Annotated in this window: 22 protein-coding genes; 16 read left to right on the forward strand and 6 right to left on the reverse strand. The window is 73.2% G+C overall.

Features of this window, described 5'->3' with window-relative positions; all coding sequences use genetic code 11:
* The first annotated feature begins 9 nt into the window (after positions 1 to 9).
* The 5 genes from ACPCK6_RS19180 to ACPCK6_RS19200 all read left to right on the forward strand — a co-directional run bounded on the left by ACPCK6_RS19180 (position 10) and on the right by ACPCK6_RS19200 (position 6,097).
* On the forward strand, positions 10 to 786 hold the full coding sequence (locus tag ACPCK6_RS19180) for an SDR family NAD(P)-dependent oxidoreductase (protein ID WP_423481801.1): 777 nt from the start codon (positions 10 to 12) through the stop codon (positions 784 to 786).
* A gap of 501 nt (positions 787 to 1,287) precedes the next feature.
* Entirely contained in the window at positions 1,288 to 2,091 is an 804-nt protein-coding gene (locus tag ACPCK6_RS19185) for a ComEA family DNA-binding protein (protein WP_423481807.1), read from the forward strand.
* Positions 2,088 to 4,499, forward strand: coding sequence for a ComEC/Rec2 family competence protein (locus ACPCK6_RS19190; protein ID WP_423481802.1), 2,412 nt, complete (start codon positions 2,088 to 2,090; stop codon positions 4,497 to 4,499). Before ACPCK6_RS19185 ends, ACPCK6_RS19190 begins: the two co-directional genes overlap by 4 nt.
* 123 nt (positions 4,500 to 4,622) lie before the next feature.
* Positions 4,623 to 5,603, forward strand: coding sequence for a DNA polymerase III subunit delta (gene holA / locus ACPCK6_RS19195; protein WP_013287990.1), 981 nt, complete (start codon positions 4,623 to 4,625; stop codon positions 5,601 to 5,603).
* Positions 5,600 to 6,097, forward strand: a complete 498-nt coding sequence (locus ACPCK6_RS19200; RefSeq protein ID WP_396882769.1) for a hypothetical protein — start codon at positions 5,600 to 5,602, stop codon at positions 6,095 to 6,097. The genes holA and ACPCK6_RS19200 overlap by 4 nt, the downstream gene beginning before the upstream one ends.
* Before the next feature lie 275 nt (positions 6,098 to 6,372).
* On the opposite strand, the gene rpsT is transcribed toward ACPCK6_RS19200, so the two are convergent.
* Both rpsT and ACPCK6_RS19210 read right to left on the reverse strand, forming a co-directional pair.
* Positions 6,373 to 6,639, reverse strand: coding sequence for a 30S ribosomal protein S20 (gene rpsT / locus ACPCK6_RS19205; protein WP_013287988.1), 267 nt, complete (start codon positions 6,637 to 6,639; stop codon positions 6,373 to 6,375).
* A gap of 232 nt (positions 6,640 to 6,871) precedes the next feature.
* Complete coding sequence (locus ACPCK6_RS19210) at positions 6,872 to 7,948, reverse strand: aminoglycoside phosphotransferase/kinase family protein (protein WP_423481803.1); 1,077 nt, start codon at positions 7,946 to 7,948, stop codon at positions 6,872 to 6,874.
* On the opposite strand from ACPCK6_RS19210, the gene ACPCK6_RS19215 reads away from it, so the two are divergent.
* The 7 genes from ACPCK6_RS19215 (at position 7,947) to ACPCK6_RS19245 (ending at position 14,861) form a co-directional block, all read left to right on the forward strand.
* On the forward strand, positions 7,947 to 8,483 hold the full coding sequence (locus ACPCK6_RS19215) for a DUF4240 domain-containing protein (RefSeq protein ID WP_135241591.1): 537 nt from the start codon (positions 7,947 to 7,949) through the stop codon (positions 8,481 to 8,483). The two genes, ACPCK6_RS19210 and ACPCK6_RS19215, sit on opposite strands and share 2 nt — an antisense overlap.
* A gap of 126 nt (positions 8,484 to 8,609) precedes the next feature.
* Complete coding sequence (lepA, locus tag ACPCK6_RS19220; RefSeq protein ID WP_013287985.1) at positions 8,610 to 10,487, forward strand: translation elongation factor 4; 1,878 nt, start codon at positions 8,610 to 8,612, stop codon at positions 10,485 to 10,487.
* Positions 10,488 to 10,708: 221 nt separating this feature from the next.
* Entirely contained in the window at positions 10,709 to 10,996 is a 288-nt protein-coding gene (locus ACPCK6_RS19225; RefSeq protein WP_116507974.1) for a GlsB/YeaQ/YmgE family stress response membrane protein, read from the forward strand.
* A gap of 252 nt (positions 10,997 to 11,248) precedes the next feature.
* Positions 11,249 to 11,533, forward strand: a complete 285-nt coding sequence (locus tag ACPCK6_RS19230; protein WP_030503112.1) for a GlsB/YeaQ/YmgE family stress response membrane protein — start codon at positions 11,249 to 11,251, stop codon at positions 11,531 to 11,533.
* Between the two features lie 222 nt (positions 11,534 to 11,755).
* Positions 11,756 to 13,048 carry a sugar ABC transporter substrate-binding protein gene (locus ACPCK6_RS19235; RefSeq protein WP_423481804.1) on the forward strand — a complete coding sequence of 431 codons (1,293 nt, stop codon included), beginning with the start codon at positions 11,756 to 11,758 and terminating at the stop codon, positions 13,046 to 13,048.
* On the forward strand, positions 13,045 to 14,031 hold the full coding sequence (locus ACPCK6_RS19240) for a carbohydrate ABC transporter permease (protein WP_396882766.1): 987 nt from the start codon (positions 13,045 to 13,047) through the stop codon (positions 14,029 to 14,031). The genes ACPCK6_RS19235 and ACPCK6_RS19240 overlap by 4 nt, the downstream gene beginning before the upstream one ends.
* On the forward strand, positions 14,028 to 14,861 hold the full coding sequence (locus ACPCK6_RS19245; RefSeq protein ID WP_064448692.1) for a carbohydrate ABC transporter permease: 834 nt from the start codon (positions 14,028 to 14,030) through the stop codon (positions 14,859 to 14,861). Before ACPCK6_RS19240 ends, ACPCK6_RS19245 begins: the two co-directional genes overlap by 4 nt.
* A 14-nt stretch (positions 14,862 to 14,875) precedes the next feature.
* On the opposite strand, the gene ACPCK6_RS19250 is transcribed toward ACPCK6_RS19245, so the two are convergent.
* Complete coding sequence (locus ACPCK6_RS19250) at positions 14,876 to 15,736, reverse strand: hypothetical protein (protein WP_281577018.1); 861 nt, start codon at positions 15,734 to 15,736, stop codon at positions 14,876 to 14,878.
* A 109-nt stretch (positions 15,737 to 15,845) separates the two neighbouring features.
* The gene (locus ACPCK6_RS19255) at positions 15,846 to 16,631 is read right to left on the reverse strand and encodes an enoyl-CoA hydratase-related protein (RefSeq protein WP_262015145.1); all 786 of its coding nucleotides are present in this window, start codon (positions 16,629 to 16,631) and stop codon (positions 15,846 to 15,848) included.
* A gap of 19 nt (positions 16,632 to 16,650) precedes the next feature.
* Here ACPCK6_RS19255 and hemW point away from each other — a divergent pair, with 19 nt between their 5' ends.
* Positions 16,651 to 17,877 carry a radical SAM family heme chaperone HemW gene (hemW, locus tag ACPCK6_RS19260; protein ID WP_423481805.1) on the forward strand — a complete coding sequence of 409 codons (1,227 nt, stop codon included), beginning with the start codon at positions 16,651 to 16,653 and terminating at the stop codon, positions 17,875 to 17,877.
* A 39-nt stretch (positions 17,878 to 17,916) separates the two neighbouring features.
* Here the strand turns inward: hemW and ACPCK6_RS19265 are convergent, their stop codons facing one another.
* On the reverse strand, positions 17,917 to 18,537 hold the full coding sequence (locus ACPCK6_RS19265) for a DUF4870 domain-containing protein (protein WP_423481806.1): 621 nt from the start codon (positions 18,535 to 18,537) through the stop codon (positions 17,917 to 17,919).
* A gap of 232 nt (positions 18,538 to 18,769) precedes the next feature.
* Here ACPCK6_RS19265 and hrcA point away from each other — a divergent pair, with 232 nt between their 5' ends.
* From hrcA to ACPCK6_RS19280, 3 genes are all read left to right on the forward strand, one after another.
* The gene (gene hrcA, locus ACPCK6_RS19270; protein ID WP_135241584.1) at positions 18,770 to 19,792 is read left to right on the forward strand and encodes a heat-inducible transcriptional repressor HrcA; all 1,023 of its coding nucleotides are present in this window, start codon (positions 18,770 to 18,772) and stop codon (positions 19,790 to 19,792) included.
* Positions 19,793 to 19,865: 73 nt separating this feature from the next.
* A complete protein-coding gene (gene dnaJ / locus ACPCK6_RS19275; RefSeq protein ID WP_175438744.1) occupies positions 19,866 to 21,011 on the forward strand; it encodes a molecular chaperone DnaJ in 1,146 nt (381 codons plus the stop codon).
* A gap of 1 nt (position 21,012) precedes the next feature.
* Positions 21,013 to 21,747, forward strand: coding sequence for a 16S rRNA (uracil(1498)-N(3))-methyltransferase (locus tag ACPCK6_RS19280; RefSeq protein WP_318335269.1), 735 nt, complete (start codon positions 21,013 to 21,015; stop codon positions 21,745 to 21,747).
* Between the two features lie 121 nt (positions 21,748 to 21,868).
* On the opposite strand, the gene ACPCK6_RS19285 is transcribed toward ACPCK6_RS19280, so the two are convergent.
* Positions 21,869 to 22,664, reverse strand: a 796-nt coding sequence (locus ACPCK6_RS19285; protein ID WP_514132357.1) for an SDR family NAD(P)-dependent oxidoreductase, incomplete at its 5' end; no start/stop codon positions are given.

The following is a 22,664-nucleotide window of genomic DNA, read 5'->3' on the forward strand; positions in this document are numbered from 1 at the left end:
GGTGGCCGGATGAGCCCACTGTCGTACGTCGTCACCGGCGGCGGGCGCGGCGTCGGACGGGCGATCGTCGAACGGCTGGCCGCAGACGGCGGCACGGTGGTCGTGGTCGAGCGGGACACCAGCGCGCTGGACTGGCTGGCCAACCATTCGCTGGCCGACCGCCTGCACGCCGTGACCGGCGACGCCGGCGACGAGGCGGTCACCGAGCGGGCCGCCGACCGTGCCGAGACGCGCGCGCCGCTGGCCGGCTGGGTGAACAACGCCGCCGTCTTCCGCGACGCCGACGTGCACCGCGCGCCCGCCAGCGAGGTCGTCGACCTGATCGCGCTCAACCTGCGCCCCGCCGTGGCCGGGGCCGGCACCGCCGTACGCCGGTTCCTGGCCGCAGGTACCGGCGGCGCGATCGTCAACGTCTCGTCCCACCAGGCCCGCCGGGCCGTGCCGGGCGCCCTGCCGTACGCCACCGCCAAGGCCGCGCTGGAGGGGCTGACCCGGGCGCTCGCCGTCGACTACGGTCCCCGCGGGATCCGCGCCAACGCGGTCGCGCTCGGGTCCATCCACACCGAACGGCACGCCGCCTACCTGGCCGGACTCGACCCGGCCGGGGTGGAGCACGTCGACTCGGAGATGGCCCGGCTGCACCCGCTCGGCCGGATCGGGCGTACCGACGAGGTCGCCGAGGTGGTCGCGTTCCTGCTCTCCGACCGCGCCTCGTTCGTCAACGGCGCGACGGTGCCGGTCGACGGTGGACGGGCCGCGCTCGGGCTGGACCCGGAGGCGCGCTGAGCTTCGCCTCCCGGCCGCCCTAGCACAGGCCGGGCTTGATCGGGGTCCTGTCCACAGTGCGCCCGCTGTCCACAGGTGAGAGTTCATCGGCCGCCTGTTCGACGGGCCGTCGCCGTAGCGTCCCGAGCCGTGCCAGACGACGAGGAGACGACGGTACGGCGGCGGCTCGCCCGGCTGTTCGGGTTCACGGATGCCGCCGCCCCGCCGATCCGCGCCGACCGCGTGGGCGAGTCCGGCCCTCGCGCCGGAGAGGCCCAGCCCGGCCCGGATCTCGTCGAGCAGGGCGGCCGGGCGGCGCGGTCCTCCCGGCGGTCCGGGCTTTCCCTGCCCGGGCCGGACGATGCCGTGCCGGTCTTCACCGGCGGGTCCGGCGCGAGCCTCGGGGATGGCCCTGGCCGGGCCGGCACCCACGACCCGCAGCCGCCGGGCGAGCAGGACGCCGTTCCGCCTGCTCGGCGTCGGCCGGGTGCCCGAGGGCGGCTCGGGCGTGCGCCGGACGAGATCGGGTCGGCTCTCGGGCTGCGCCCCGGATTCCCGGAGCGCTACGGCGGGCGGGAGCATCAGTTCGGGACGGAGCCGGCCTCGGCCGAGCCGGACGCCGACGGCACAGGCGACGCTCCGGGATCCGGGCGTGGGCTCGCGTCGCGGCTGCCCGGTCCCGGGGCGTTCGATCCCGGGCGCCGGGGCGTACGCGCGCTCGCGGCGGTGGCCGCAGTGGTGGTCGTGGTGGCCGCCGTCTGGGCGTGGCGCGCGCGTCCCAGCGCCGAGCCCGTCCAGCCGGTCGCGGCGTCCTCCGAGGCGCCGGTGAGCACGGCGACCGAAGCGGCTCCCGGGGCGCCCGTGCCGGCGGGCTCACCCGGTCAGGTGGTCGTCGCGCTCGCCGGCAAGGTCCGGCGTCCCGGCCTGGTCCGCCTGCCGGCCGGCGCGCGGGTGGCCGACGCGATCGAGGCGGCGGGCGGCGCACTGCCGGGCGTCGACGTGGCGCTGCTCAACCCGGCCCGCAAGGTCACCGACGGGGAGCTGATCCTGGTCGGCGTCACCGCCCCACCCGGGCAGGCCGCGCCCGGTCCGGCGGCCGGTGGTGGTGCACCGGGTGGCTCGGCGGCACCGGCGGGCCCGGTCAACCTGAACACCGCCACGCTGGCCCAGCTCGACGCGCTGCCGGGCGTCGGCCCGGTGCTCGCCCAGCGGATCCTCGACCACCGGGACCGCAACGGCGGGTTCCGGTCCGTGTCCGACCTGCGGCAGGTCGACGGCATCGGCGACGCCCGGTACGAGCAGCTCAAGGAACTGGTGACGGTGTGACCGCCCGACGCGGGCCACGCCCCGCGGCTCTCGACGGTGACGCGGCCGGCCGCGATGTGCCCGACCTGCGGCTGGCCGGGCTGGCGGTGGCGGCGTGGCTCGCCGCGTTGGCCGGGCTGCACCTGAGTGTCCGGTCGAGCGTGTGGATGGCCGCCGTCGCCGCCGCGCTCGCCCTGCTCACCGGCCTGCACCTGGGCGGCGTGCTCGGCCGGCCGGGCGTGACGGCCAGCCGCTACGGCTGGATCGCGGTCGCCGTACTGCTCGGCGTCCTCTGCGGGGCGGCGGCCACCGGCGCGCGGGTCGCGGTCCGCGACGCCGCCCCGATCCGCGCGCTCGTCGCCGACAGTGCCCTGGTCACCGCCGAGCTGGTGCTGCGCGACGACCCTCGCCCGGTACGCGGCGCGCCGGGCCGGGAACCGATGCTGCTGGTCCGCGTGGATCTGGTCCGGCTCACCGGACCCGGTGGCGCCCGCGTCACCGGCCCGGTACGCGCCCTGGTGCTCGCCACCGACCCGGCCTGGCGTCCACTGCTTCCCGGGCAGCGGGTCACCAGCCGGGGGAGGCTGGCCGCCCCGCGCGGCGGTGACCTGACCGCAGCCGTGCTCTCCACCGCCGACCCGCCCACGCTGCGCGGCGACGCGTCGTGGCCGCAACGGGCGGCAGGCGTGCTGCGGGCCGGGCTGCAACGGGCCTGCGAGCCGCTGCCCGACGCGCCGGGCGGTCTGCTGCCGGGTCTGGTGGTGGGCGACACCAGCCGGCTGTTGCCGGAGGTGGAGGAGGACTTCCGGGCCACCGGGATGACGCATCTCAACGCGGTGTCCGGCTCCAACGTGGCGATCGTCGTCGGAGCGGTGCTGCTGCTGGCCCGCTGGGCGCGCGCCGGTCCGCGTACCGCCGCCGTGCTCTGCGTCCTCGCGCTCGTCGGGTTCGTCATCCTGGTGCGGCCCTCACCGAGCGTGGTGCGTGCCGCCGCGATGGGCGCGATCGGGCTCGCCGCGCTCGCCGCCGGGCGGTCCCGGTCGGCGCTGCCGGCGCTCGCCGCCGCTGTCACCGGGCTGGTTCTGTACGACCCGGACCTCGCGGGCGATCCGGGTTTCGCGTTGTCGGTCTGTGCCACCGGGGGACTGCTGCTGCTCGCGCCGGGATGGCGGGACGCGTTGCGGCGCCGGGGCGTACCGGCCGGGTTCGCGGAGGCGCTCGCGGTGCCGGCCGCCGCGCAACTGGCCTGCGGCCCGGTGATCGCCGGTCTGTCCGCGACGGTGAGCCTGGTGGCGGTTCCGGCGAACCTGCTCGCGGTGCCGGCCGTCGCGCCGGCCACCGTGCTCGGCGTGCTGGCGGCGGTGCTGTCGCCGCTGTGGCCGGGCGGTGCGGAGTTCCTGGCCTGGCTGGCGAGCTGGCCGGCGCGCTGGCTGGTGGCCGTGGCCGCGTACGGGGCGGACCTGCCGGCCGGGAACCTGCCGTGGGCGGGCGGCGTGGCGGGGGCCCTGCTGCTGGCGGCGGTGAGCGTGGCGCTGCTGCTCGCCTTCCGGCGACGCCGGGCGCGGCGGCTGATCGCTGTCGTCGTGGTGGCGGTGGTGCTGGGCGCGGTGCCGATCCGGCTGCTCGCCTCGGGCTGGCCGCCGCGCGGCTGGGTGGTGGTGGCGTGCGCGGTGGGGCAGGGGGACGCGGTGGTGCTGCCGGTCGCCGCCGGCCGGGCCGTGGTGGTCGACGCCGGCCCGGAGCCGTCCGGCGTGGACGCCTGCCTGCGCCGTCTTCGCGTACGCGAGGTGCCGCTGCTGGTGGTCAGCCACTTCCACGTCGACCACGTCGGCGGCGTGGCCGGGGTGTTCCGGGGCCGGCGGGTGGGTGCGGTGGTGGGTCCGTCCTGGTCCGAGCCACCCTTCGGTGCCGCCCGGGTACGCGAGGCGGCCCGCGGGGCCGGTGCGCCGCTGGCCCCGGTGCAGGCGGGCTGGCGGTGGCGGGCGGGCGCGGTGGACCTGGTCGCGGTCGGGCCGCCGTACCCGCTGCGGGGCAGCCGGTCGGATCCGAACAACAACTCGCTGGTGCTGGCCGCCACCGTGGGCGGGGTGCGGATCCTGCTCACCGGTGACGCCGAGACGGAGGAGCAGAGGGCGATGCTGGAGACCACTCCGGCCGCCGCGATCCGGGCCGATGTGCTGAAGGTCGCCCACCACGGGTCGGCGTACCAGGCGCCGGAGTTCCTGGCCGCGGTACGTCCGGCGGTGGCGCTGGTGAGCGTGGGCGTCGACAACGACTACGGGCACCCCAACGCCGGGCTGCTGGACCGGCTGACCCGGGGCGGTGCGCGGGTGCTGCGTACCGACACCGACGGGGACGTCGCGGCGGTCCGGGCGGGTGGCGGTCTCGCGGTGGTGAAGCGCGGCGCCGAGTCGGGACGGCCACGCTGAACCAGGGGGATCTTGTTGTGGTAGATGATGAATCAAGTCAAATGTCTGGATTTGCGCTGTCTGCGGGCTGCGCCGTCACAGTCCCCGATGAGCAGGCCCGGCCGGGTCGGAGGGCGTGCGAGTATGGGCGACGTGACCCCCGCCGACCTGCCTCCTATTGTGCTCGTCCTCGGCGACGAGGAGCTGCTCGCCACGCGAGCGGTCACCGAAGCCGTCGCCCGGGCCCGCGAGGTCGACCCCGACGTGGACGTACGGGAATACCAGGCCGGCACGCTCACCGTCGGCGAGATCGCCGAGATGCTCAGCCCGTCCCTGTTCGGCGGTCGCCGGGTGCTCGTGCTCCGCTCCGGGCAGGACGCCCGCAAGGACCTGTCCACCGCGCTGCTCGCGTACGCGAAGAACCCCGACCCGGACGTGCAACTCGTGGTGCTGCACCTGGGCGGAGCCAAGGGCAAGGCGTTCGCCGACGGCCTGCGGGCGGCGGGCGCCACAGTGGTGCCGGCGGTCAAGCTGAAGGGCGACCGGGAGCGGGCCGCCTTCGTACGGGACGAGATCCGCCGCATCGGTGGCAAGTGCACGCCTGACGCGGCCGACGCCCTGGTCGCCGCCGTCGGGAACGACATGCGTGAGCTGGCCGCCGCCTGCTCGCAACTGGTCGCCGACACCGACGGGCGGATCGGCGCGGACACCGTCGCCCGGTACTACCGGGGACGGGCCGAGGTGACCGGCTTCACCGTCGCCGACGCGACCATGGTCGGTGACGTACCAGGCGCACTGGAGGCACTGCGGTGGGCGCTGCACGTCGGCGTCGATCCGGTGCCGATCGCCGACGCGTTGGCCGACGGCGTACGGACCGTGGCCCGGGTCGCCGCCGCCGGCCGGGGCAGCGCGTTCCAGCTGGCCAAGACGCTCGGCATGCCGGCCTGGAAGATCGAGAAGGCCCAGGTACGCGCCCGGGGCTGGACGCCCGAGGGCCTGGTCGAGGCGATGCGGGTGGCAGCCGAGTGCAACGCGGCGGTCAAGGGCGGCGCCGACGACCGGGCGTACGCGCTGGAGCGGGCCGTGTTCTCGGTGGCTGCGGCCCGGCAGGGCGGCGCCCGGTGACCCGAGCGTGGTCGACGGTGGCCACGGACGAGGAGCGGTACCGCCCGCTCTACGCCCGGGTGCTGGGACTGCGCTTCGTCAACCCGGGTGGGGTGCTCTGCTTCCTGTTCTTCGAGGGCGCGGTGGCGCTGGCCGTCCTGCTCGCGCTCGCCGAACTGGTGAGCTGGTGGGCGGTGCTGGTGCTACCGGTCGCGGTGGCCGCGATGGTCAAGCTCAACGACGTGGTGGCCGAGATGGTCGTCCGCACCGCGGCGCAGGTGCCCGAGCAGGAGCGGGACCGCTTCCGCCGCCAGATGGAGCCGGTGGTCGGCCGCGCCCGGGTGCCCACGAGCGCCCGTGCGCTGCCGGGCGGCACGGCGAGTATCGGGTCGCTGCCGGGCGGCGCGGCGCCGGCGAGCGCCCGCGCATGGCCGGGCGGCACGACCACGGACTCCCGGGGCGTCCGCTACCACCATCCGCAACGCGCGACGTTCGACCACCCGAACGAGCAGTAGCGCCCACCGCGCTGCGCCCTCCCGACACCCCGCGCGCCGCGCGCTCCGGACGCCCCGCGCTCCGGACGCCCCGCGCTGTCACCGGACCGACCGCCGAAGACGCCGCCCGGGCCCCGATCCCTCCGCAGATCTTGGTAGGAAATGGCCCCCAGAGGGGCCGAAATCGTCCAAGATCTCCGCGCGCCGCGCGTGCCGCGCGCGACGGGGGAGTGCGGACAGGCGGAAGCCCCGTGGGCTCGTGGCCCCGGGGCTTCCGGTGGAATCTGTAGCGCTGGTCAGGCAGAGAACGAGGCGACGCGCTTGGCGATCGCCGACTTCCGGTTGGCCGCCTGGTTCGAGTGGATGACACCCTTGCTGGCAGCCTTGTCCAGCTTGCGGGTGGCCTCACGCATGAGCACGGTGGCCTTCTCGGTGTCGCCCGCCTCGGCAGCCTCGTGGAACTTCCGGATGGCGGTCTTCAGCGACGACTTGACCGACTTGTTACGCAGCCGGCGCTTCTCGTTCTGCCGGTTGCGCTTGATCTGGGACTTGATGTTCGCCACGCGACAGCCTCGTCTTGATAGCTCGGGTTGGTCTGCTTTCGCGCACGACGAGCATGCGTCATCGCCGCGCGAAAAGCCAGGCTACCAGGTCGGCCCCGGACGAGCCAAAACGCCTCCGCCCAGCCCCATCCAGCCTGGCCCGGCGGCGCGCCAGGTCGGGGAGCGCGCCAGGTCGGGGAGGTGGTGAGGTCAGGGCCCGTGGGATGCCGCCACCCCGCCGAACTGGTGTGGATCAAGAGGAAGGGGTGGGGCGGGCCCAGGACCAACCCTGCCGCTCGGCCAGCCAGCCGAGCGCCTGCTCCCCGCTCCACCGCTGGTGGGTGCGCAGGTGCGGGGAGGCGTTCGACGGTCCGGCGGCGGCGCCGGTCAGGAAGTACCCGGCCAGCGCGGCGAGCGTCACGTCCAGCGCGTCGGCGGGCGCTCCCGCCGCCGCCGGGTGACCGGCGAACGCGGCGTCCGCGTCCAGGCCGCTGGCGTACGCGCTGAGCAGCAGCCCGGCCAGGTCGAACCAGGCCGGCCCGTGGCAGAGCCAGGGCCAGTCGCACAGCCAGGCCCGCCCGCCGGGGTCGAGCAGGAGGTTGTCCACCCGCAGGTCGCCGTGGGCCAGTCCGGGGGCCGCGTCGGCGTACCCGGGCAGCCGCGACTCCAGCGTGACCAGCTCGGCCAGCGGGGCGCCGGCCGCCGGTTCGGGCAGCGGCTCGCGCCCGGCGGCCACCTCGCCCCACCAGAGGATGTCGTCGCGGGCCAGGTCCGCGAGGCGGGGGAGCCGGAGCGCGGCCAGCTCCGCGGGCGGCTCGGCGAGTGCGGCGGCGACTTCGGTGTACGTGGCGAGGGCGGCGTCCAGCTCGGCCGGCGCCCAGGGCAGTGCGGGTGTGTGCCCGTCGATCGCGTCGAGCGCGAGCGCGTACCAGCCGGCCTCGGTGAGCGCCCAGCGCGGCCGGGGCACCGGCAGGCCAGCCGGGAGCCGGGCCAGGATCGCCGCCTCGTGGGCGTACCAGTCGACCAGGTGCCGCTGCCCGTGCAGCGCCGCCGCCTTGACGAACACGCGCTCCCCGGCGGGGCCGGTCAGCACGGCGGCGAAGCCGCTGGTGAATCCGCCGTCCGTCACCCGTACCGCTGACGGTTCGCCGCCGATCCGGGCGGACAGCGCGTCCCGCAGCCCGGCCGGCAGGTCGGCCCAGCCGGGCCGGACGGCTGTCGACCCGTACGGAACCGGGGGTAGGGAGATCGGGCGCACCGCACCATGCTGCCGCACCGGTGGCGCGCGGCGGACCGGCGCGTCGGTGGGCTCTGCCAGACTGCCTGCCATGAGGACCGACGAGTTCTGGCAGTTGATCGACGACGCCCGCGCCGGCGCCGGGGGAGAGCCCGACGCGGTCGCCGCCCGGGCGGTCGCGCTGCTTGCCGAGCGCGACCCGGAGGAGATCGTCGGCTACGCCCACCACCAGCGGCGGGTGCTCGCCGCCTCCTACAAGGTCGACCTGTGGGGCGCGGCCTACCTCATCAACGGCGGTGCCTCGGACGACGGCTTCGAGTACTTCCGGGGCTGGCTGATGACGCAGGGCCGGGCGGTGTTCGCGCGGGCGGTCGGCGACCCGGACGCGCTGGCCGAGCTGCCGCAGGTCCGCGCGGCGGCGCTCAGCGGCGAGGAGTTCGAGTGCGAGCAGATGCTGGCGGTGCCGTGGGACGCGTACCGGAAGGCCACCGCGTCCGACCTGCCGGCCGAGCGCGACCCGGTTCCGGTGCCCGACCTGAACGACTTCTGGGACTTCGACGACGAGGAGGAGGCCCGCCGCCGCCTGCCGAGGCTGGCCGCACTCTTCGTCGAGCCACCCGTCGAATAGTCCAGCCACCCGTGGAATAGCGGTGGAGTGAAGGGGGAGCCCGGGCGCGCGCCGGGCGACGTGGGACCATGGAGGGGGCCGGCGGCGCGCCGGCCCGCTCACGTCAGCCGACCAGAACGGACCGCTGTGCCACCGACGCTCGATCCCGGCGCGAACGCTCCTGGTGCCACCGACCCGGCGCGCATCCGGAACTTCTGCATCATCGCCCACATCGACCACGGGAAGTCGACCCTGGCCGACCGGATGTTGCAGCTCACCGGTGTGGTCGACCCCCGGCAGATGCGCGCGCAGTACCTGGACCGGATGGACATCGAGCGCGAGCGCGGCATCACCATCAAGAGCCAGGCCGTGCGGATGCCGTGGACGATCCGCGAGGGCGACCGGGCCGGCGAGACAGCCGTGCTCAACATGATCGACACCCCGGGCCACGTGGACTTCACCTACGAGGTGTCCCGTTCGCTCGCCGCCTGTGAGGGCGCGATCCTGCTCGTCGACGCCGCGCAGGGCATCGAGGCGCAGACGCTCGCCAACCTCTACCTGGCGCTCGAGAACGATCTGCACATCATCCCGGTGCTCAACAAGATCGACCTGCCGGCCGCCCAGCCGGAGAAGTACGCCGAGGAACTGGCCCACCTGATCGGCGGCGACCCGGCGGACTGCATCAGGGTCTCCGGCAAGACCGGCGAGGGAGTGCCCTACCTGCTGGACGAGATCGTCCGGCAGTTCGTGCCGCCGGTGGGCGAGGCCGAGTCGCCGGCCCGCGCGATGATCTTCGACTCGGTGTACGACGTCTACCGGGGCGTGGTCACGTACGTTCGGGTGATCGACGGCCGGATCTCGGCCCGGGACCGGATCAAGATGATGTCCACCGGCGCGGTCCACGAGCTGCTGGAGATCGGCGTCATCTCGCCGGAGATGGTGAAGGCCGACGCGCTCGGCGTCGGCGAGGTGGGTTACCTGATCACCGGCGTGAAGGACGTGCGCCAGTCCCGGGTCGGTGACACGGTCACCATCAACAACAACCCGGCCAAGGAGGCGCTCGGCGGCTACAAGGACCCGAAGCCGATGGTCTACTCGGGTCTCTATCCGATCGACGGCTCGGACTACCCGAACCTGCGTGAGGCGCTGGACAAGCTCAAGCTCAACGACGCCGCGCTGGTCTACGAGCCGGAGACCTCCGGCGCGCTGGGCTTCGGTTTCCGCTGCGGCTTCCTCGGCCTGCTGCACCTGGAGATCATCCGGGAGCGGCTGGAGCGGGAGTTCAACCTCGACCTGATCTCCACCGCGCCGAACGTGGTCTACCGGGCCATCCAGGAGGACGGCGAGGAGATCGTGGTCACCAACCCGAGCGAGTACCCGACCGGCAAGATCGCCGAGGTGTACGAGCCGACGGTGCGTGCGACGGTGCTGACCCCGAACGACTACGTGGGCGCGGTGATGGAGCTGTGCCAGGGTCGCCGGGGCAGCCTGCTCGGCATGGACTACCTCTCCGCCGACCGGGTGGAGCTGCGCTACACGCTGCCGCTGGCCGAGATCATCTTCGACTTCTTCGACCAGCTCAAGAGCCGCACCAAGGGGTACGCCTCGCTGGACTACGAGCCCTCCGGCGAGCAGGCGTCCGACCTGGTGAAGGTCGACATCCTGCTGCACGGCGAGCCGGTCGACGCGTTCAGCGCGATCGTGCACAAGGACAAGGCGTACACGTACGGCACGACGATCGCGGCGAAGCTGCGCACGCTGATCCCGCGCCAGCAGTTCGAGGTGCCGATCCAGGCGGCCATCGGCAGCCGGGTGATCGCCCGGGAGACCATCCGCGCGATTCGCAAGGACGTGCTCGCCAAGTGTTACGGCGGTGACATCAGCCGGAAGCGCAAGCTGCTGGAGAAGCAGAAGGAGGGCAAGAAGCGGATGAAGATGGTGGGCCGGGTGGAGGTCCCCCAGGAGGCGTTCATCGCGGCGCTCTCGTCCGACTCCGGCGACGGCAAGCCCGCCGGCAAGAAGTAGCCGCCAGAGTCCTGGAACCGGCCGGCGTCCCCTCGCGGGGGCGCCGGCCGTTCGCGTACCCAGGAAATTTTCAGCTGCTGGCAGCGCTCCCACCTGCGGGTTCGTCCCGGCCGGGGGAGTGGCGGTCGATGTTGCCGGTTTCGGTTTTCGATGCGTCGGGCACTTAGCGGTCACGACAGCAACCGCACAGAACGTGCGAAATCGCTTTAGGAGGACCGACCGTGGAGTTCACCGTCTGGGGCATCATCACCGCGCTCGTCGTGGGTCTGATCGTCGGCGCGCTGGGCCGGCTGGTCGTGCCGGGCCGGCAGAACATGCCGATGTGGCTGCACATGGTGATCGGTGTCGGCGCCGCGCTGCTGGGCACCGTCCTGGCCCGCGCGCTCGGCATCGCCACGCAGACCGCCGGCATCGACTGGGCCGAGCTGGCCGTGCAGGTCGTGCTCGCCGCCATCGGTGTGGCCCTGGTGGCCGGCGTCGGCCGCCGCCGCAGCGTCTCGCGTTACTGATCGACGCATCACGCGCCTCGACGGGCGCCCGGCCTCACGGCCGGGCGCCCGTCGGCGTATTCGGCGCATTGAACCCCGTCGGTGTGCCGGGCCCGCCCGCCGCGCCGGGTTTCGGGGAGAAGCAGCAGGTCAGGGTACGTCTGAACAATTCGTCATCGGAGTCGGTTTGGATTTCCGGGCGGTCGGGAACTTAGCGATCACGACAGTAACCACACAAAAACGTGTGACCGGATCTTAAGGAGGAGGGCGACCATGGAGCTCACCGTTTGGGGCATCATCACGGCGCTGGTCGTTGGTCTGATCGTCGGCGCGCTGGGCCGGCTGGTCGTGCCGGGCCGGCAGAACATGCCGATGTGGCTGCACATGCTGATCGGCGTCGGCGCCGCGCTTCTGGGCACGATCGTGGCCCGGGCCTCCGGCTTCGCCGAGACCGCCGGTATCGACTGGCGCGAGCTGATGCTGCAGGTGCTCTTCGCCGCGATCGGTGTGGCCCTGGTGGCCGGCGTCGGCCGTCGCCGCGGCGTCTCGCGCTACTGACCCCGCACCACGCGCCTCGACGGGCGCCCGGCCTCACCGGCCGGGCGCCCGTCGGCGTGTGCGCCCGTGAGCTGCCCGGACGGCATCGATGTCGGCCGGGCCTCCGCCTGCGATACGGTCGCCTGTGCCCTCCGTCACGAACACCCCCTGTTGTAAAGGAAATTTTCCTACTAAGGTGCGGCGGAGAAGGTTAGTGCCAAACGGCCCTGAGGGAGATATGGCGTGAACAGGTGGAAGCGGCTGGCTCCGGTCACCGCCATCGTGGCGTCGGCCGCGTTGGTGCTGACCGCGTGCGGTGGCTCCGGCGACGACGACAAGGCCGCCGACAACAGCAAGCTCACTGTGTGGATGATGGGTGAGGGCGGCGACGCCCAGACCACGTTCCTCGACAGCGTCGAGGCGGAGTTCAAGAAGAAGCACCCCGAGACCGACGTCGTGGTGCAGTACATCCCCTGGCTCGAGGCGCCGAAGAAGTTCCAGGCCGCGCTCGCCGGCGGGGAGGGCCCGGACGTCACCGAACTGGGCAACACCGAGACCCAGGGCTGGGCCGCGCAGGAGGCCCTGGCCGACGTCTCGGACAAGTTCAACGGCTGGTCCGAGGGCAAGGACATCCTGCCCGACCTGGTCAAGAACGCCCAGCTCGACGGCAAGCAGTACGGCGTGCCGTGGTACGCCGGCGTGCGCGCCGTCTACTACCGCACCGACTGGTTCGCCGAGGCGGGCGTGAAGACGCCGACGAACTGGGACGAGATGGTCGCCGCCGCGAAGGCCGTGCAGGCCAAGAAGCCGGGCACCTACGGCATCGCCCTGCCCGGCAACTCCGAGCTGCCGTTCTACTCCTTCCTCTGGGGTGCCGGCGGGGAGATCGCGACCAAGGAGGGCGACAGCTGGAAGTCCGGCTACAACACCCCCGAGGCGCAGAAGGCGGTCAAGTTCTGGACCGACCTGGTCACAGTGCACAAGGTCGCCCCGCCGGCCGCCGCCGGGTGGAACGAGGTCGACGCCCGTACCCAGTTCGCCACCGGCAAGGCCGCCATGGCGTTCGCCGGTAGCTGGCAGGGCGGCGCGATGAAGAAGGACAACCCCGACATCGAGAAGGTGTGGGGCACGTTCCCGATCCCCGGCCCGGACGGCAAGCCCGCCCCGGCGTTCGCCGGCGGTTCCGACATCGCCATCTGGAAGGACAGCGAGCGGCAGGCGCTGGCCTGGGACTACATGACCGTGCTGCTGAGCAAGCAGAAGGACAAGGAGTTCGCCAGCAGCCTCGGCTTCTTCCCGGTCTACCAGGACCTGGTCAGCAGCGGCGACTACGCCAACGACAAGGTGATGGCCGCGTTCGCCACCGCCATCCAGAACACCAAGCTGACCCCGCTCACCCCGAAGTGGGTCGAGGTCAGCCGCACCAAGACGGTGACCCAGGCGATGAACAGCTCGGTCATCAAGGGCCAGAAGACGGTCGAGAAGGCCACCGCCGACGCGGCCACCGAGATGGAAGGCATTTTGAACAGCAAGTGAGCCTACTGACAAAGAGCCCCGGCGAGGCCGCCGCGCGGGAGACCCCCGCGCGGCGGCGCCGTCGCCGGGTGGACCACCTTCCGTACCTGCTCCTCCTGCCCTGCCTGGCGATCATCGCCGTGCTGCTGCTCTGGCCGCTCGGCCAGGTCGTGTGGATGTCCTTCCACAAGCTGGACAGCGTCCGGCAGCTGCGCGGCGACCGCGAGTGGCCGTGGGTCGGCCTGGCCAACTACGCACAGATCCTCGGCGACCCGTTCTTCCGTACGGTGCTGCGCAACACCGTGCTGTTCGCGCTCGCCAACGTGGCGCTCACGATGATCCTCGGCACGCTTGTCGGGCTGCTGCTCAACCGCCTGGGCAAGAAGATGGCCACGTTCGTGGCGAGCTGCGTGATGCTCGCCTGGGCCACCCCGGCGCTGACCGGCACGATCGTCTGGAAGTGGATCTTCGATGACACGAGCGGCCTGGTCACCTGGCTGTTCAACAAGCTCCCGGACGGGCTGTCCACGGCCCTGTTCGGGCGCAGCGACTGGACCGGGTACGGCTGGTTCAACGACCCGCTGCTGTTCTTCGCCATCCTGACGCTCGTGGTGGTCTGGCACTCGTTCCCGTTCATCGCGGTGAGCGTCCTGGCCGGGCTCAAGAGCGTGCCGACGGAGTTGCAGGAGGCGGCCCGGGTCGACGGCGCCGGGCCGTGGAAGGTGTTCTGGAAGGTCACGTTCCCGATGCTGCGGCCGGTCTTCGGCATCCTCGTGGTGCTCTCCACGATCTGGGACTTCAAGGTCTTCACCCAGCAGTTCGTGCTGGCCGGCGGCACCCAGGACCGGTCCACGTTCATGTTGTCGATCTACTCGTACGCGGAGGCGTTCTCGCCGCCGCCCAAGTACGGCCTCGGCTCCGCCATCGCGGTCATCCTCACCGTGATCCTGCTCGTGGTGACCGCCCTGTACGTCCGCATGGTGCTGCGGCAGGAGGACGAATGATGAAGAAGATCGCCCTCAACGGCGCGGGCCTGCTGGTCGCGCTCTTCGCCGCGTTCCCGGTCTACTGGATGGTGGCGACCTCGCTGAAGCCCAACCGGGAGATCTTCTCGTCCACGCCCCGGCCGGTGCCGGCGGAGCCGACGCTGGAGCACTACCGGGAGATCCTCACCGGCAACCTGATCCCGGGCGTCACATTCACCGACTTCTTCCTCAACAGCGTGCTCGTCGCAGGGGCCACGGTGCTGCTGAGCGGGCTGGTCGCGTTGCTCGCCGCGACGGCTGTGGCCCGGTTCCGGTTCAAGCTGCGCACCACGTTCCTGATCATGCTGCTGGTGGTGCAGATGATCCCGCTGGAGGCGCTGGTCATCCCGCTGTTCCTGATGATCCAGCGGCTCGGCCTCTACAACACGCTGCCCAGCCTGATCCTCACGTACCTCGGCTTCTCGCTGCCGTTCGCGGTCTGGATGCTGCGTGGCTTCGTCGCGGCGGTGCCGAAGGAACTGGAGGAGGCCGCCGCCATCGACGGCGCCAGCCGGGCCCAGACGTTCCGCAAGGTGCTGTTCCCGCTCGTCGCACCCGGCCTGGTCGCCACCAGCATCTTCTCGTTCATCACCGCGTGGAACGAGCTGATCTTCGCGCTGACCTTCATCAACGACCAGCAGAAGTACACGCTGCCGGTGGCGATGACGTTCTTCTTCGGCCGCGACGACACCGCCTGGGGCTCGGTGATGGCGGCGTCCACGCTGTTCACCCTGCCGGTGATCGTCTTCTTCCTGCTGGTGCAGCGCCGGATGGTCTCCGGCCTGGTCGCGGGAGCCGTGAAGGGCTGACGGAGGGCGGCCGGTCAGGCCGCGGCGAACACCTCGGCCCGCACCTCGGTGGCCGGGTCGCCCTTCACCCGGGCCCAGGAGCCCTGCTCGGCGGTCCACTCCAGGTTGCCGAAGCGGACCTTCTTCACGCCGTGGTCGTCGGCGTGCGAGACCAGCCAGTGCGCGTACCGCCAGCCGTTGCGGTCGCCGCCGGCCGGCACGGTGAGCGCGGTCAGGTCGGTCGCGGTGGCCAGCCGGGGCAGCCCCCAGTCCAGGGACAGGCTCTCCAGCACGGCGCTGGCGGCGGCCGGGCCGCGCATCGTCGGCGGCGACGAGACGGTGCAGGCCACCGCGCCGGTCGCGTGGCCGAGCAACGCGCGGGTGAGGACCTCCGACTCGTCCGCCCACTTCTCGTACGCCTCGGGGAACGCGGACCGCTGCACCCGCTGGGCGGCGTCGGTGACCCGCATCCGCTCCCAGCCCTTGACCTTCTTCAGCGCGGCGTAGAACTTGTTCGCCGCGTACCGCGGGTCCTGGACCTGCTCCGGGGTGCCCCAGCCCTGGCTCGGGCGCTGCTGGAACAGGCCGAGCGAGTCGCGGTCGCCGTGGGCGATGTTGCGCAGGTGCGACTCCTGGTACGCGGTCGCCAGCGCCACCACCACCGCCCGCTCGGGCATCCGGCGCTGCATCCCGATGGCCGCGATGGTGGCCGCGTTCGCCATCTGGTCGGCGCCGAGCACCACCTCGCCGTCGGCCTTCACGGTGCAGGTCCGGCTGGACAGGGGGAGCCGCAGGTGCTCGCCGAACTGCTTGGTCACGACATAGACCGCGAGTAGTGCCAGCACGCACACCGCCACCCCAGATGCCACGATCGCCGCTCGCGTCCGCACCCGCACCCCCAGTCCCGACAGTCCGACAAGCGTACGTCCCACCCGCACCGGCGTGTCTCGGCCGACCGGCGGGCCCCACCTCGGCCGCAATGGCTCCCGCGGGGCCCGCCGCGCCTCAGTCTCCGGCGGGCACCCAGGCGGCGGGACGCTTCTCCCGGAACGCCATGACGCCCTCGCGTCCCTCGTCGGAGAGGAAGTACCCGGTCGACAGCGCGGCCAACTCGGCGATCTCGGCCCGCAGGTCGGTCCCGGCGGGCCGGCGCAGCAGCTCCTTCGCCCCGGCCAGCGCCCCCGGCGCGCCCTTCACCAGCGACTCGCAGTAGCGCCCGACGGCGGCGTCCAGCTCGTCGGCCGGCACCGCGGCGGTGACCAGGCCGATCTCGGCGGCGCGGCGGCCGTCGAACGTGTCGCCGGTCAGGTACAGCTCGGCGGCGGCCCGCTGGCCGAGCCGGGGCAGCACGGTCGCCGAGATCACCGCCGGGATCACGCCGATCCGCACCTCGGTGAACGCGAACGTCGCCTCCTGCGCGCAGACCGCCAGGTCGGCGGCGGCGATCAGGCCCAGCCCACCGGCCCGGGCCGGCCCGGCGACCTTCGCCACCACCGGCTTCGGGCACTCCCGCACCGCCACCAGCACGTCGCCGAGCATCCCGGCGGGCACCGTGCCACTGGCGTACGCGGCGGCGGTCTCCTTCAGGTCGGCGCCGGAGCAGAAGACCGGGCCGGTGTGGTCGAGCACGATCGCGCGTACCGCGTCGTCGGCGACCGCGTCGGCCAGCCCGGCCAGCAGCTGGGTCATCAGGGGCGTGGAGAGCGCGTTGCGGTTGTGCGGGCTGTCCAGGGTGAGGGTGGTCACCCCACGGGCCGTGGCGACTCGCACGAGAGCGTCCGGAGAGGTCATGCCGGGCACACTAGTGGCCATGCCCGGCGTCCTTCCAGAAGGCGAACCCGTCCCGCGCGACGGATCGCTGCCCGCCACCGCCCGTCGCGCCGTCGGCGCGCGCGGCTTCGGCGTGTACGTCCACGTGCCGTTCTGCGCCAGCCGGTGCGGTTACTGCGACTTCAACACGTACACCGCCGCCGAGCTGGGCGGCGGGGCGAGCCGGGAGACGTACGCCGACTCGGTGCTCGCCGAGCTGGCGCTGGCCGCCCGGGTGCTGGGCGACTCGCCGCCGCCCCGGGTCGACACGGTCTTCGTCGGCGGCGGCACGCCCACCCTGCTGCCCGCCGACGACCTGGCCCGGATCCTCGACGGCATCGACCGCGTCTGGGGGCTGGCCACCGACGCCGAGGTGACCACCGAGGCCAACCCCGAGTCGGTGAGCCCCGAGTCGCTCAAGACGCTGCGGGCGGCCGGCTACACCCGGATCTCGCTCGGCATGCAGTCCGCCGCGCCGGGGGTGCTCGCGGTGCTGGACCGGCGGCACAGCGCGGGCCGGGCCACCGCCGCCGCGCTGGAGGCGCGCGACGCCGGGTTCGAGCACGTGAACCTGGACCTGATCTACGGCACGCCGGGCGAGACGGCCGACGACTTCGCCGCCTCGCTGGCCCAGGTGGTCGACGCGGGCGTGGATCACGTCAGCGCGTACGCCCTGATCGTGGAGGACGGCACCCGGCTGGCCGCGCGGATGCGGCGCGGCGAGCTGCCGTACCCCTCCGACGACGTGGCGGCGGACCGCTACCTGGCCGCGGAGGCCGCGCTCGGCGCGGCCGGCTTCTCCTGGTACGAGGTGTCGAACTGGGCCCGCTCGGCGGCGGCGGCGGCGTGCCGGCACAACCTGCTCTACTGGACCGGCGCCGACTGGTGGGGCCTGGGCCCGGGGGCCCACAGCCACGTCGGCGGCGTGCGCTGGTGGAACGTCAAGCACCCGAGCGCGTACGCGGCGCGGCTGGCCGAGGGCGCCTCGCCGGCGCTGGCCCGGGAGCGGCTCAGCCCCGAGGAGCAGCACATGGAGGACGTGATGCTGCGGGTGCGGCTCGCCTCCGGGCTGCCGCTGGACGTGCTGGACGAGCCCGGCCGGGCGGGCGCCGAGCGGGCCCGGGACGCCGGGCTGCTCGACGCCGGGGCGTACGCGCGGGGGCTCGTGGTGCTGACGCTGCGCGGACGGCTGCTGGCCGACGCGGTGGTACGCGACCTGCTGCCGTGACCGGCACCGGCCGGCCGCCCCCTCGGCCGGCCGGCGGTGTCACTTGATGAAGTTGTAGGTCATCGGGTAGCGGTAGAGCACACCCTCGTTGGCCTTGACCCCGCCGATGATCCCGAAGATCAGCGGCACCAGCCAGACCAGCATCGGGACGAAGAACAGGATCCCGCAGGTGATGACCGTGATCACCCAGGCGAGCACGCTGGCGACGGTCCAGGTGATCTGGAAGTTCAGCGCCGCGACCGCGTGGGCGCGGACCGTCGGGGACTGCTGACCGCGGGTCATCATCGCGATCAGCGGGGCGACCCAGCCGAGCAGACCGCCACCGACGATGACGCCGGCGGCGCCGCCGAAGTGCGCCACCAGGGCCCACGTCTTCTCGTCGTTGTTGGCGTAACCGGCCGGGCCGTACCCGCCACCGGCGGGGTAGCCGGGCGTGCCGCCCGGCGGGGGGTAACCACCCGGCGGGGGATAGCCGCCGCCCGGGGGCGGGTAGCCGCCCGGAGGCGGATAGTCACCGGGCGGGGGATAGCCGCCGGCGCCCGGCGCCCCGGACAGTGGAGCGGTGGGCGGTTCGCTGCCCGGCGACGAGCCGAAGGGCGCCGACGGGTCGGGCTGGGGGCCGGAGTCCCCTGCCCCTGGAGGGCGAGGAGGTTCAGTCATGGTCGCCACGGTAGGGGCACCGGTCAACTCGCACCAGAGCGACACAGACCGACGATGACCGGCTGTTCGGCCCTGGTGGGCGGCGCTGTGTGGTGGGCCGCACCGCAGGTCCGTCGGGTGATCATCGCGTCGGCGGGGGTGCCGACGTAGACTGGCACTCGCTACAGTCGAGTGCCAGCCGCCCGGCGGATGCCGCGTGCCGGCCCGGCCGAGGTGCGTCAGGAGGTGGGGAATGGGTCTCGACGACCGCAAACTCGCCGTGCTGCGCGCGATCGTCGAGGACTACGTCGCCACGCAGGAACCGGTCGGCAGCAAGGCCCTGGTCGAGCGGCACCAGCTCGGCGTCTCGCCCGCCACCGTGCGTAACGACATGGCGGTGCTGGAGGAGGAGGGCTACATCCGGCAGCCGCACACCAGCGCCGGCCGGGTGCCCACCGACCGCGGCTACCGCCTCTTCGTCGACCGGCTGTCCCGGGTCAAGCCGCTCAGCCCGGCCGAGCGCCGGGCGATCGAGCGCTTCCTGGTGGGCGCCGTCGACCTCGACGACGTGGTGCACCGTACGGTCCGGCTGCTCGCCCAGCTCACCCGTCAGGTGGCGGTGGTGCAGTACCCGAGCCTGGCCCGGTCCAAGGTGCGCCACCTGGAACTGGTGCCGATCTCCACCACCCGGCTGATGGTCGTCATGATCGCCGACACCGGCCGGGTCGAGCAGCGACTGGTCGAGCTGCCCGCCCCGGTGCCCGCCGACGACGTGACCGACCTGCGCCGGCTGGTGAACGAGAAGCTGGTCGGCAGCCAGCTCGCCGAGACGCCGCCGCTGGTGCAGGCGCTCGTCGACGAGTCCGCGCCGCACCTGCGCCCGGCCATGACCACGCTGTCCACCGTGCTGCTGGAGACGCTGGTCGAGCGGCACGAGGAACGCCTCGCGCTGGCCGGCCAGGCCAACCTCACCCGGGGCGGCCTGCTCGACTTCCAGGGTTCGCTGCGCCCCATCCTGGAGGCGCTCGAAGAAGAGGTCGTGCTGCTCAAGCTGATCGGCGAGACCGAGCCGAGCACCACCCGGGTGCTCATCGGCGACGAGAACGAATTCGACAACCTGCGGGCCGCCTCGGTGGTCAGCACCGGGTACGGACCGGGCAGCACGATCGTCGGTGGACTCGGCGTGCTCGGGCCGACCCGGATGGACTACCCCGGCAATATCGCCATGGTGAGGGCCGTGGCACGCTACGTGGGCGAACTGCTGGCCCAGAACTGACCAGTCTGGGCCGACGGCCGGTTCCGGCCGACGACCGGAGCGACGCGAGACGAACATGAGGACACCTAACGCAGTGGCCAGGGACTACTACGGCATTCTCGGCGTGAGCCGGGACGCCTCCGACGACGAGATCAAGCGCGCCTACCGCAAGCTGGCGCGGCAGTTCCACCCGGACGTCAATCCGGACCCGGAGGCCCAGGAGAAGTTCAAGGACATCAACGCCGCGTACGAGGTCCTCTCGGACGACCGGAAGCGGCAGATCGTCGACCTGGGCGGCGACCCGCTCGCCCCGGGCGGCGGTGGCATGGGCGGCCCGGGCGGTCCCGGCGGCGCCGGCCCGTTCGTCGGCTTCCAGGACATCATGGACGCGTTCTTCGGCGGTGCCGCGGGCGGCAGCCGTGGGCCGCGGCCGCGTACCCGCCCCGGCGCGGACGCGATCCTGCGCCTGGAACTCGACCTCAACGAGACCGCGTTCGGCGTCGAGGCGCCGATCACCGTCGACACCGCCGTGCTCTGCACCACCTGCTCCGGCGCCGGCACCGCCGCCGGCACCCACCTGGCCACCTGCGAGGCGTGCGGCGGCCGGGGCGAGGTGCAGTCGGTGCAGCGGACCTTCCTCGGTCAGGTGGTCTCCGCCCGGCCGTGCACCGTCTGCCAGGGCTACGGCACCACCATCCCGCACCCCTGCCCGACCTGCGCCGGTGACGGCCGGGTACGCACCCGCCGCTCGCTGACCGTCAAGATCCCGGCCGGGGTCGAGGACGGCATGCGGATCCGCCTGGCCCAGCAGGGCGAGGTCGGCCCCGGTGGCGGCACCGCCGGTGACCTCTACGTCGAGATCCACGAGCGGCCGCACGACGTCTACTCCCGCAAGGGCGACGACCTGCACTGCCGGGTGACGGTGCCGATGACCGCCGCCGCGCTCGGCACCCGGCTGACCATCAAGACGCTGGACAGCGAGGAGACGGTCGACGTCAAGCCCGGCACCCAGCCCGGCAGCACGCTGCGGCTGCGCGCCCGGGGCGTACCGCACCTGCGCGGCACCGGCCGGGGTGACCTCTACGTGCACCTGGACGTGCGTACCCCGACCAAGCTCGACGCCGACCAGGAGCGGATGCTGCGCGACTTCGCCAAGACCCGCGGCGAGGAGGTCGCCGAGCTGACCAAGCAGGGCGGCTTCTTCTCCCGGATGCGCGACGCCTTCAACGGGCACGCCTGAGGTGTCCGCGCCGCTGTTCCTGGTCGAGGCGCTGCCCACCGGTGACACGCTGACGCTGGACGGCCCGGAGGGCCACCACGCGGCCACCGTGCAGCGGCTGCGCGTCGGCGAGGAACTGGTGCTCGCCGACGGCCGGGGCGGCACCGCCGCCGCGGTGGTCACCGCCGTCGGCCGCGGCACGCTCGATTTGCGGGTCACGAGCCGGGGGTACGCGGACGCGCCGGTACCCCGGCTCGTCGTGGTGCAGGGCATCGCCAAGGGCGACCGGGGTGAACTCGCCGTGCAGGCGATGACCGAGGTCGGGGTGGACGAGATCGTGCCCTGGGCGGCGTCCCGCTCGGTGGCGCAGTGGCGCGGTGAGCGGGGCGAACGGGCCCGGCAGAAGTGGGTCGCGACCGCCCGGGAGGCGGCCAAGCAGGCCCGCCGCCCGTGGCTGCCGGTGGTGGCCGGCGCGCCGGACGAGTCCACCGCCTCGGTGGCCCGCCGGATCGCCGGCGCGGCCGGCGCGTACGTGCTGCACGAGGGCGCGCAGGACCGGCTGACCACAGTCGACCTGCCGGCCGCGGGCGAGATCGTGCTGGTGGTCGGCCCGGAGGGCGGCATCGCCGACCACGAGCTGGCCGCGTTCGCCGAGGCGGGCGCGCGTACGGTCCGCCTGGGCCCGTCGGTCCTGCGTACGTCCACGGCAGGCGTGGCAGCCCTGACAGTCCTGGCCACCCGCCTGACCCACTGGTAATCCGCGCGCTCCCTCTTTTGGTGCGCGCTGATCTTGCAGTATCGGCCCGTGCTGCGTCCCTTTCGCGGCGTTCTGTCCGGGCCGAAAGTGCAAGATCCCGTGGCAGGGGCGAGGGCGGGGGTCAGGAGCGGAGGTAGGAGGCGCCGTTCAGGTCGATGATGGTGCCCGACGCCCACTCGGCCCCGGGGCTCGCCAGCCAGTGCACCGCCGCGGCGATCTCCTCCGGCCGGGCGACCCGGTGGAACGGGGACTGGGCGCGTACCGCCTCGCCCCGCTCGCTCTTCAGGTGCTCGTTCGTCATGTCGGTCTCGACGAAGCCGGGCGCCACACAGGCGACAGCGATGCCGTACGGCGCCAGGGCCACCGCCAGCGACTGGGCCATCGCGTTCATCCCGGCCTTGCTGGCCCCGTACGCCGGGTTTGCCGGCTCGCCCCGGAACGCGCCCCGGGACGAGACGTTGACGATCCGGCCCCCGCGTTCACGCATGTGCTGCGCGGCGCACCAGGCGGCGTTCGCGGCGCCGACCAGGTTGGTGTCGAGCACCTCCCGCCACCGCGCCCGCCACTGTTCGTAGCTGCTCTCGAAGACCGGGTGCGGGGGATCGGCCGGCCCGAACACCCCGGCGTTGTTCACCAGTACGTCGAGGCCGCCGAGCCGCTGGGCCGCCTCGTCCACCATGGTCCGTACCGCGTCGGGGTCGGCCAGGTCGGCGCGGACCACCACGTGCCCGTCACCGGGCAGCTCGGCGCGTAGCCGCTCGGCCAGCTCGGCCGAGTCCCGGTGGTGGATCGCCACCCGGTCTCCACCGGCGGCGAACGCCCGCGCCACCGCCCGCCCGATGCCCCGCGAGGCCCCCGTCACCAGCACCGCCCGTCCCGACATGGCGGCCATCCTGCCGCACCGGGCCGAGGTGTTA

Source organism: Micromonospora sp. AB353, assembly GCF_049538395.1.
Taxonomy (GTDB): domain Bacteria; phylum Actinomycetota; class Actinomycetes; order Mycobacteriales; family Micromonosporaceae; genus Micromonospora; species Micromonospora aurantiaca.

Coding starts and splice junctions, on each gene's coding strand:
- holA (WP_013287990.1), top strand. CDS start 4,623: ATGGGCGACGTGACCCCCGCCGACCTGCCTCCTATTGTGCTCGTCCTC.
- ACPCK6_RS19215 (WP_135241591.1), top strand. CDS start 7,947: ATGAGGACCGACGAGTTCTGGCAGTTGATCGACGACGCCCGCGCCGGC.
- ACPCK6_RS19245 (WP_064448692.1), top strand. CDS start 14,028: ATGATGAAGAAGATCGCCCTCAACGGCGCGGGCCTGCTGGTCGCGCTC.
- ACPCK6_RS19265 (WP_423481806.1), bottom strand. CDS start 18,537: ATGACTGAACCTCCTCGCCCTCCAGGGGCAGGGGACTCCGGCCCCCAG.
- ACPCK6_RS19210 (WP_423481803.1), bottom strand. CDS start 7,948: ATGGCAGGCAGTCTGGCAGAGCCCACCGACGCGCCGGTCCGCCGCGCG.
- ACPCK6_RS19255 (WP_262015145.1), bottom strand. CDS start 16,631: ATGACCTCTCCGGACGCTCTCGTGCGAGTCGCCACGGCCCGTGGGGTG.
- hrcA (WP_135241584.1), top strand. CDS start 18,770: ATGGGTCTCGACGACCGCAAACTCGCCGTGCTGCGCGCGATCGTCGAG.
- ACPCK6_RS19230 (WP_030503112.1), top strand. CDS start 11,249: ATGGAGCTCACCGTTTGGGGCATCATCACGGCGCTGGTCGTTGGTCTG.
- ACPCK6_RS19180 (WP_423481801.1), top strand. CDS start 10: ATGAGCCCACTGTCGTACGTCGTCACCGGCGGCGGGCGCGGCGTCGGA.
- hemW (WP_423481805.1), top strand. CDS start 16,651: ATGCCCGGCGTCCTTCCAGAAGGCGAACCCGTCCCGCGCGACGGATCG.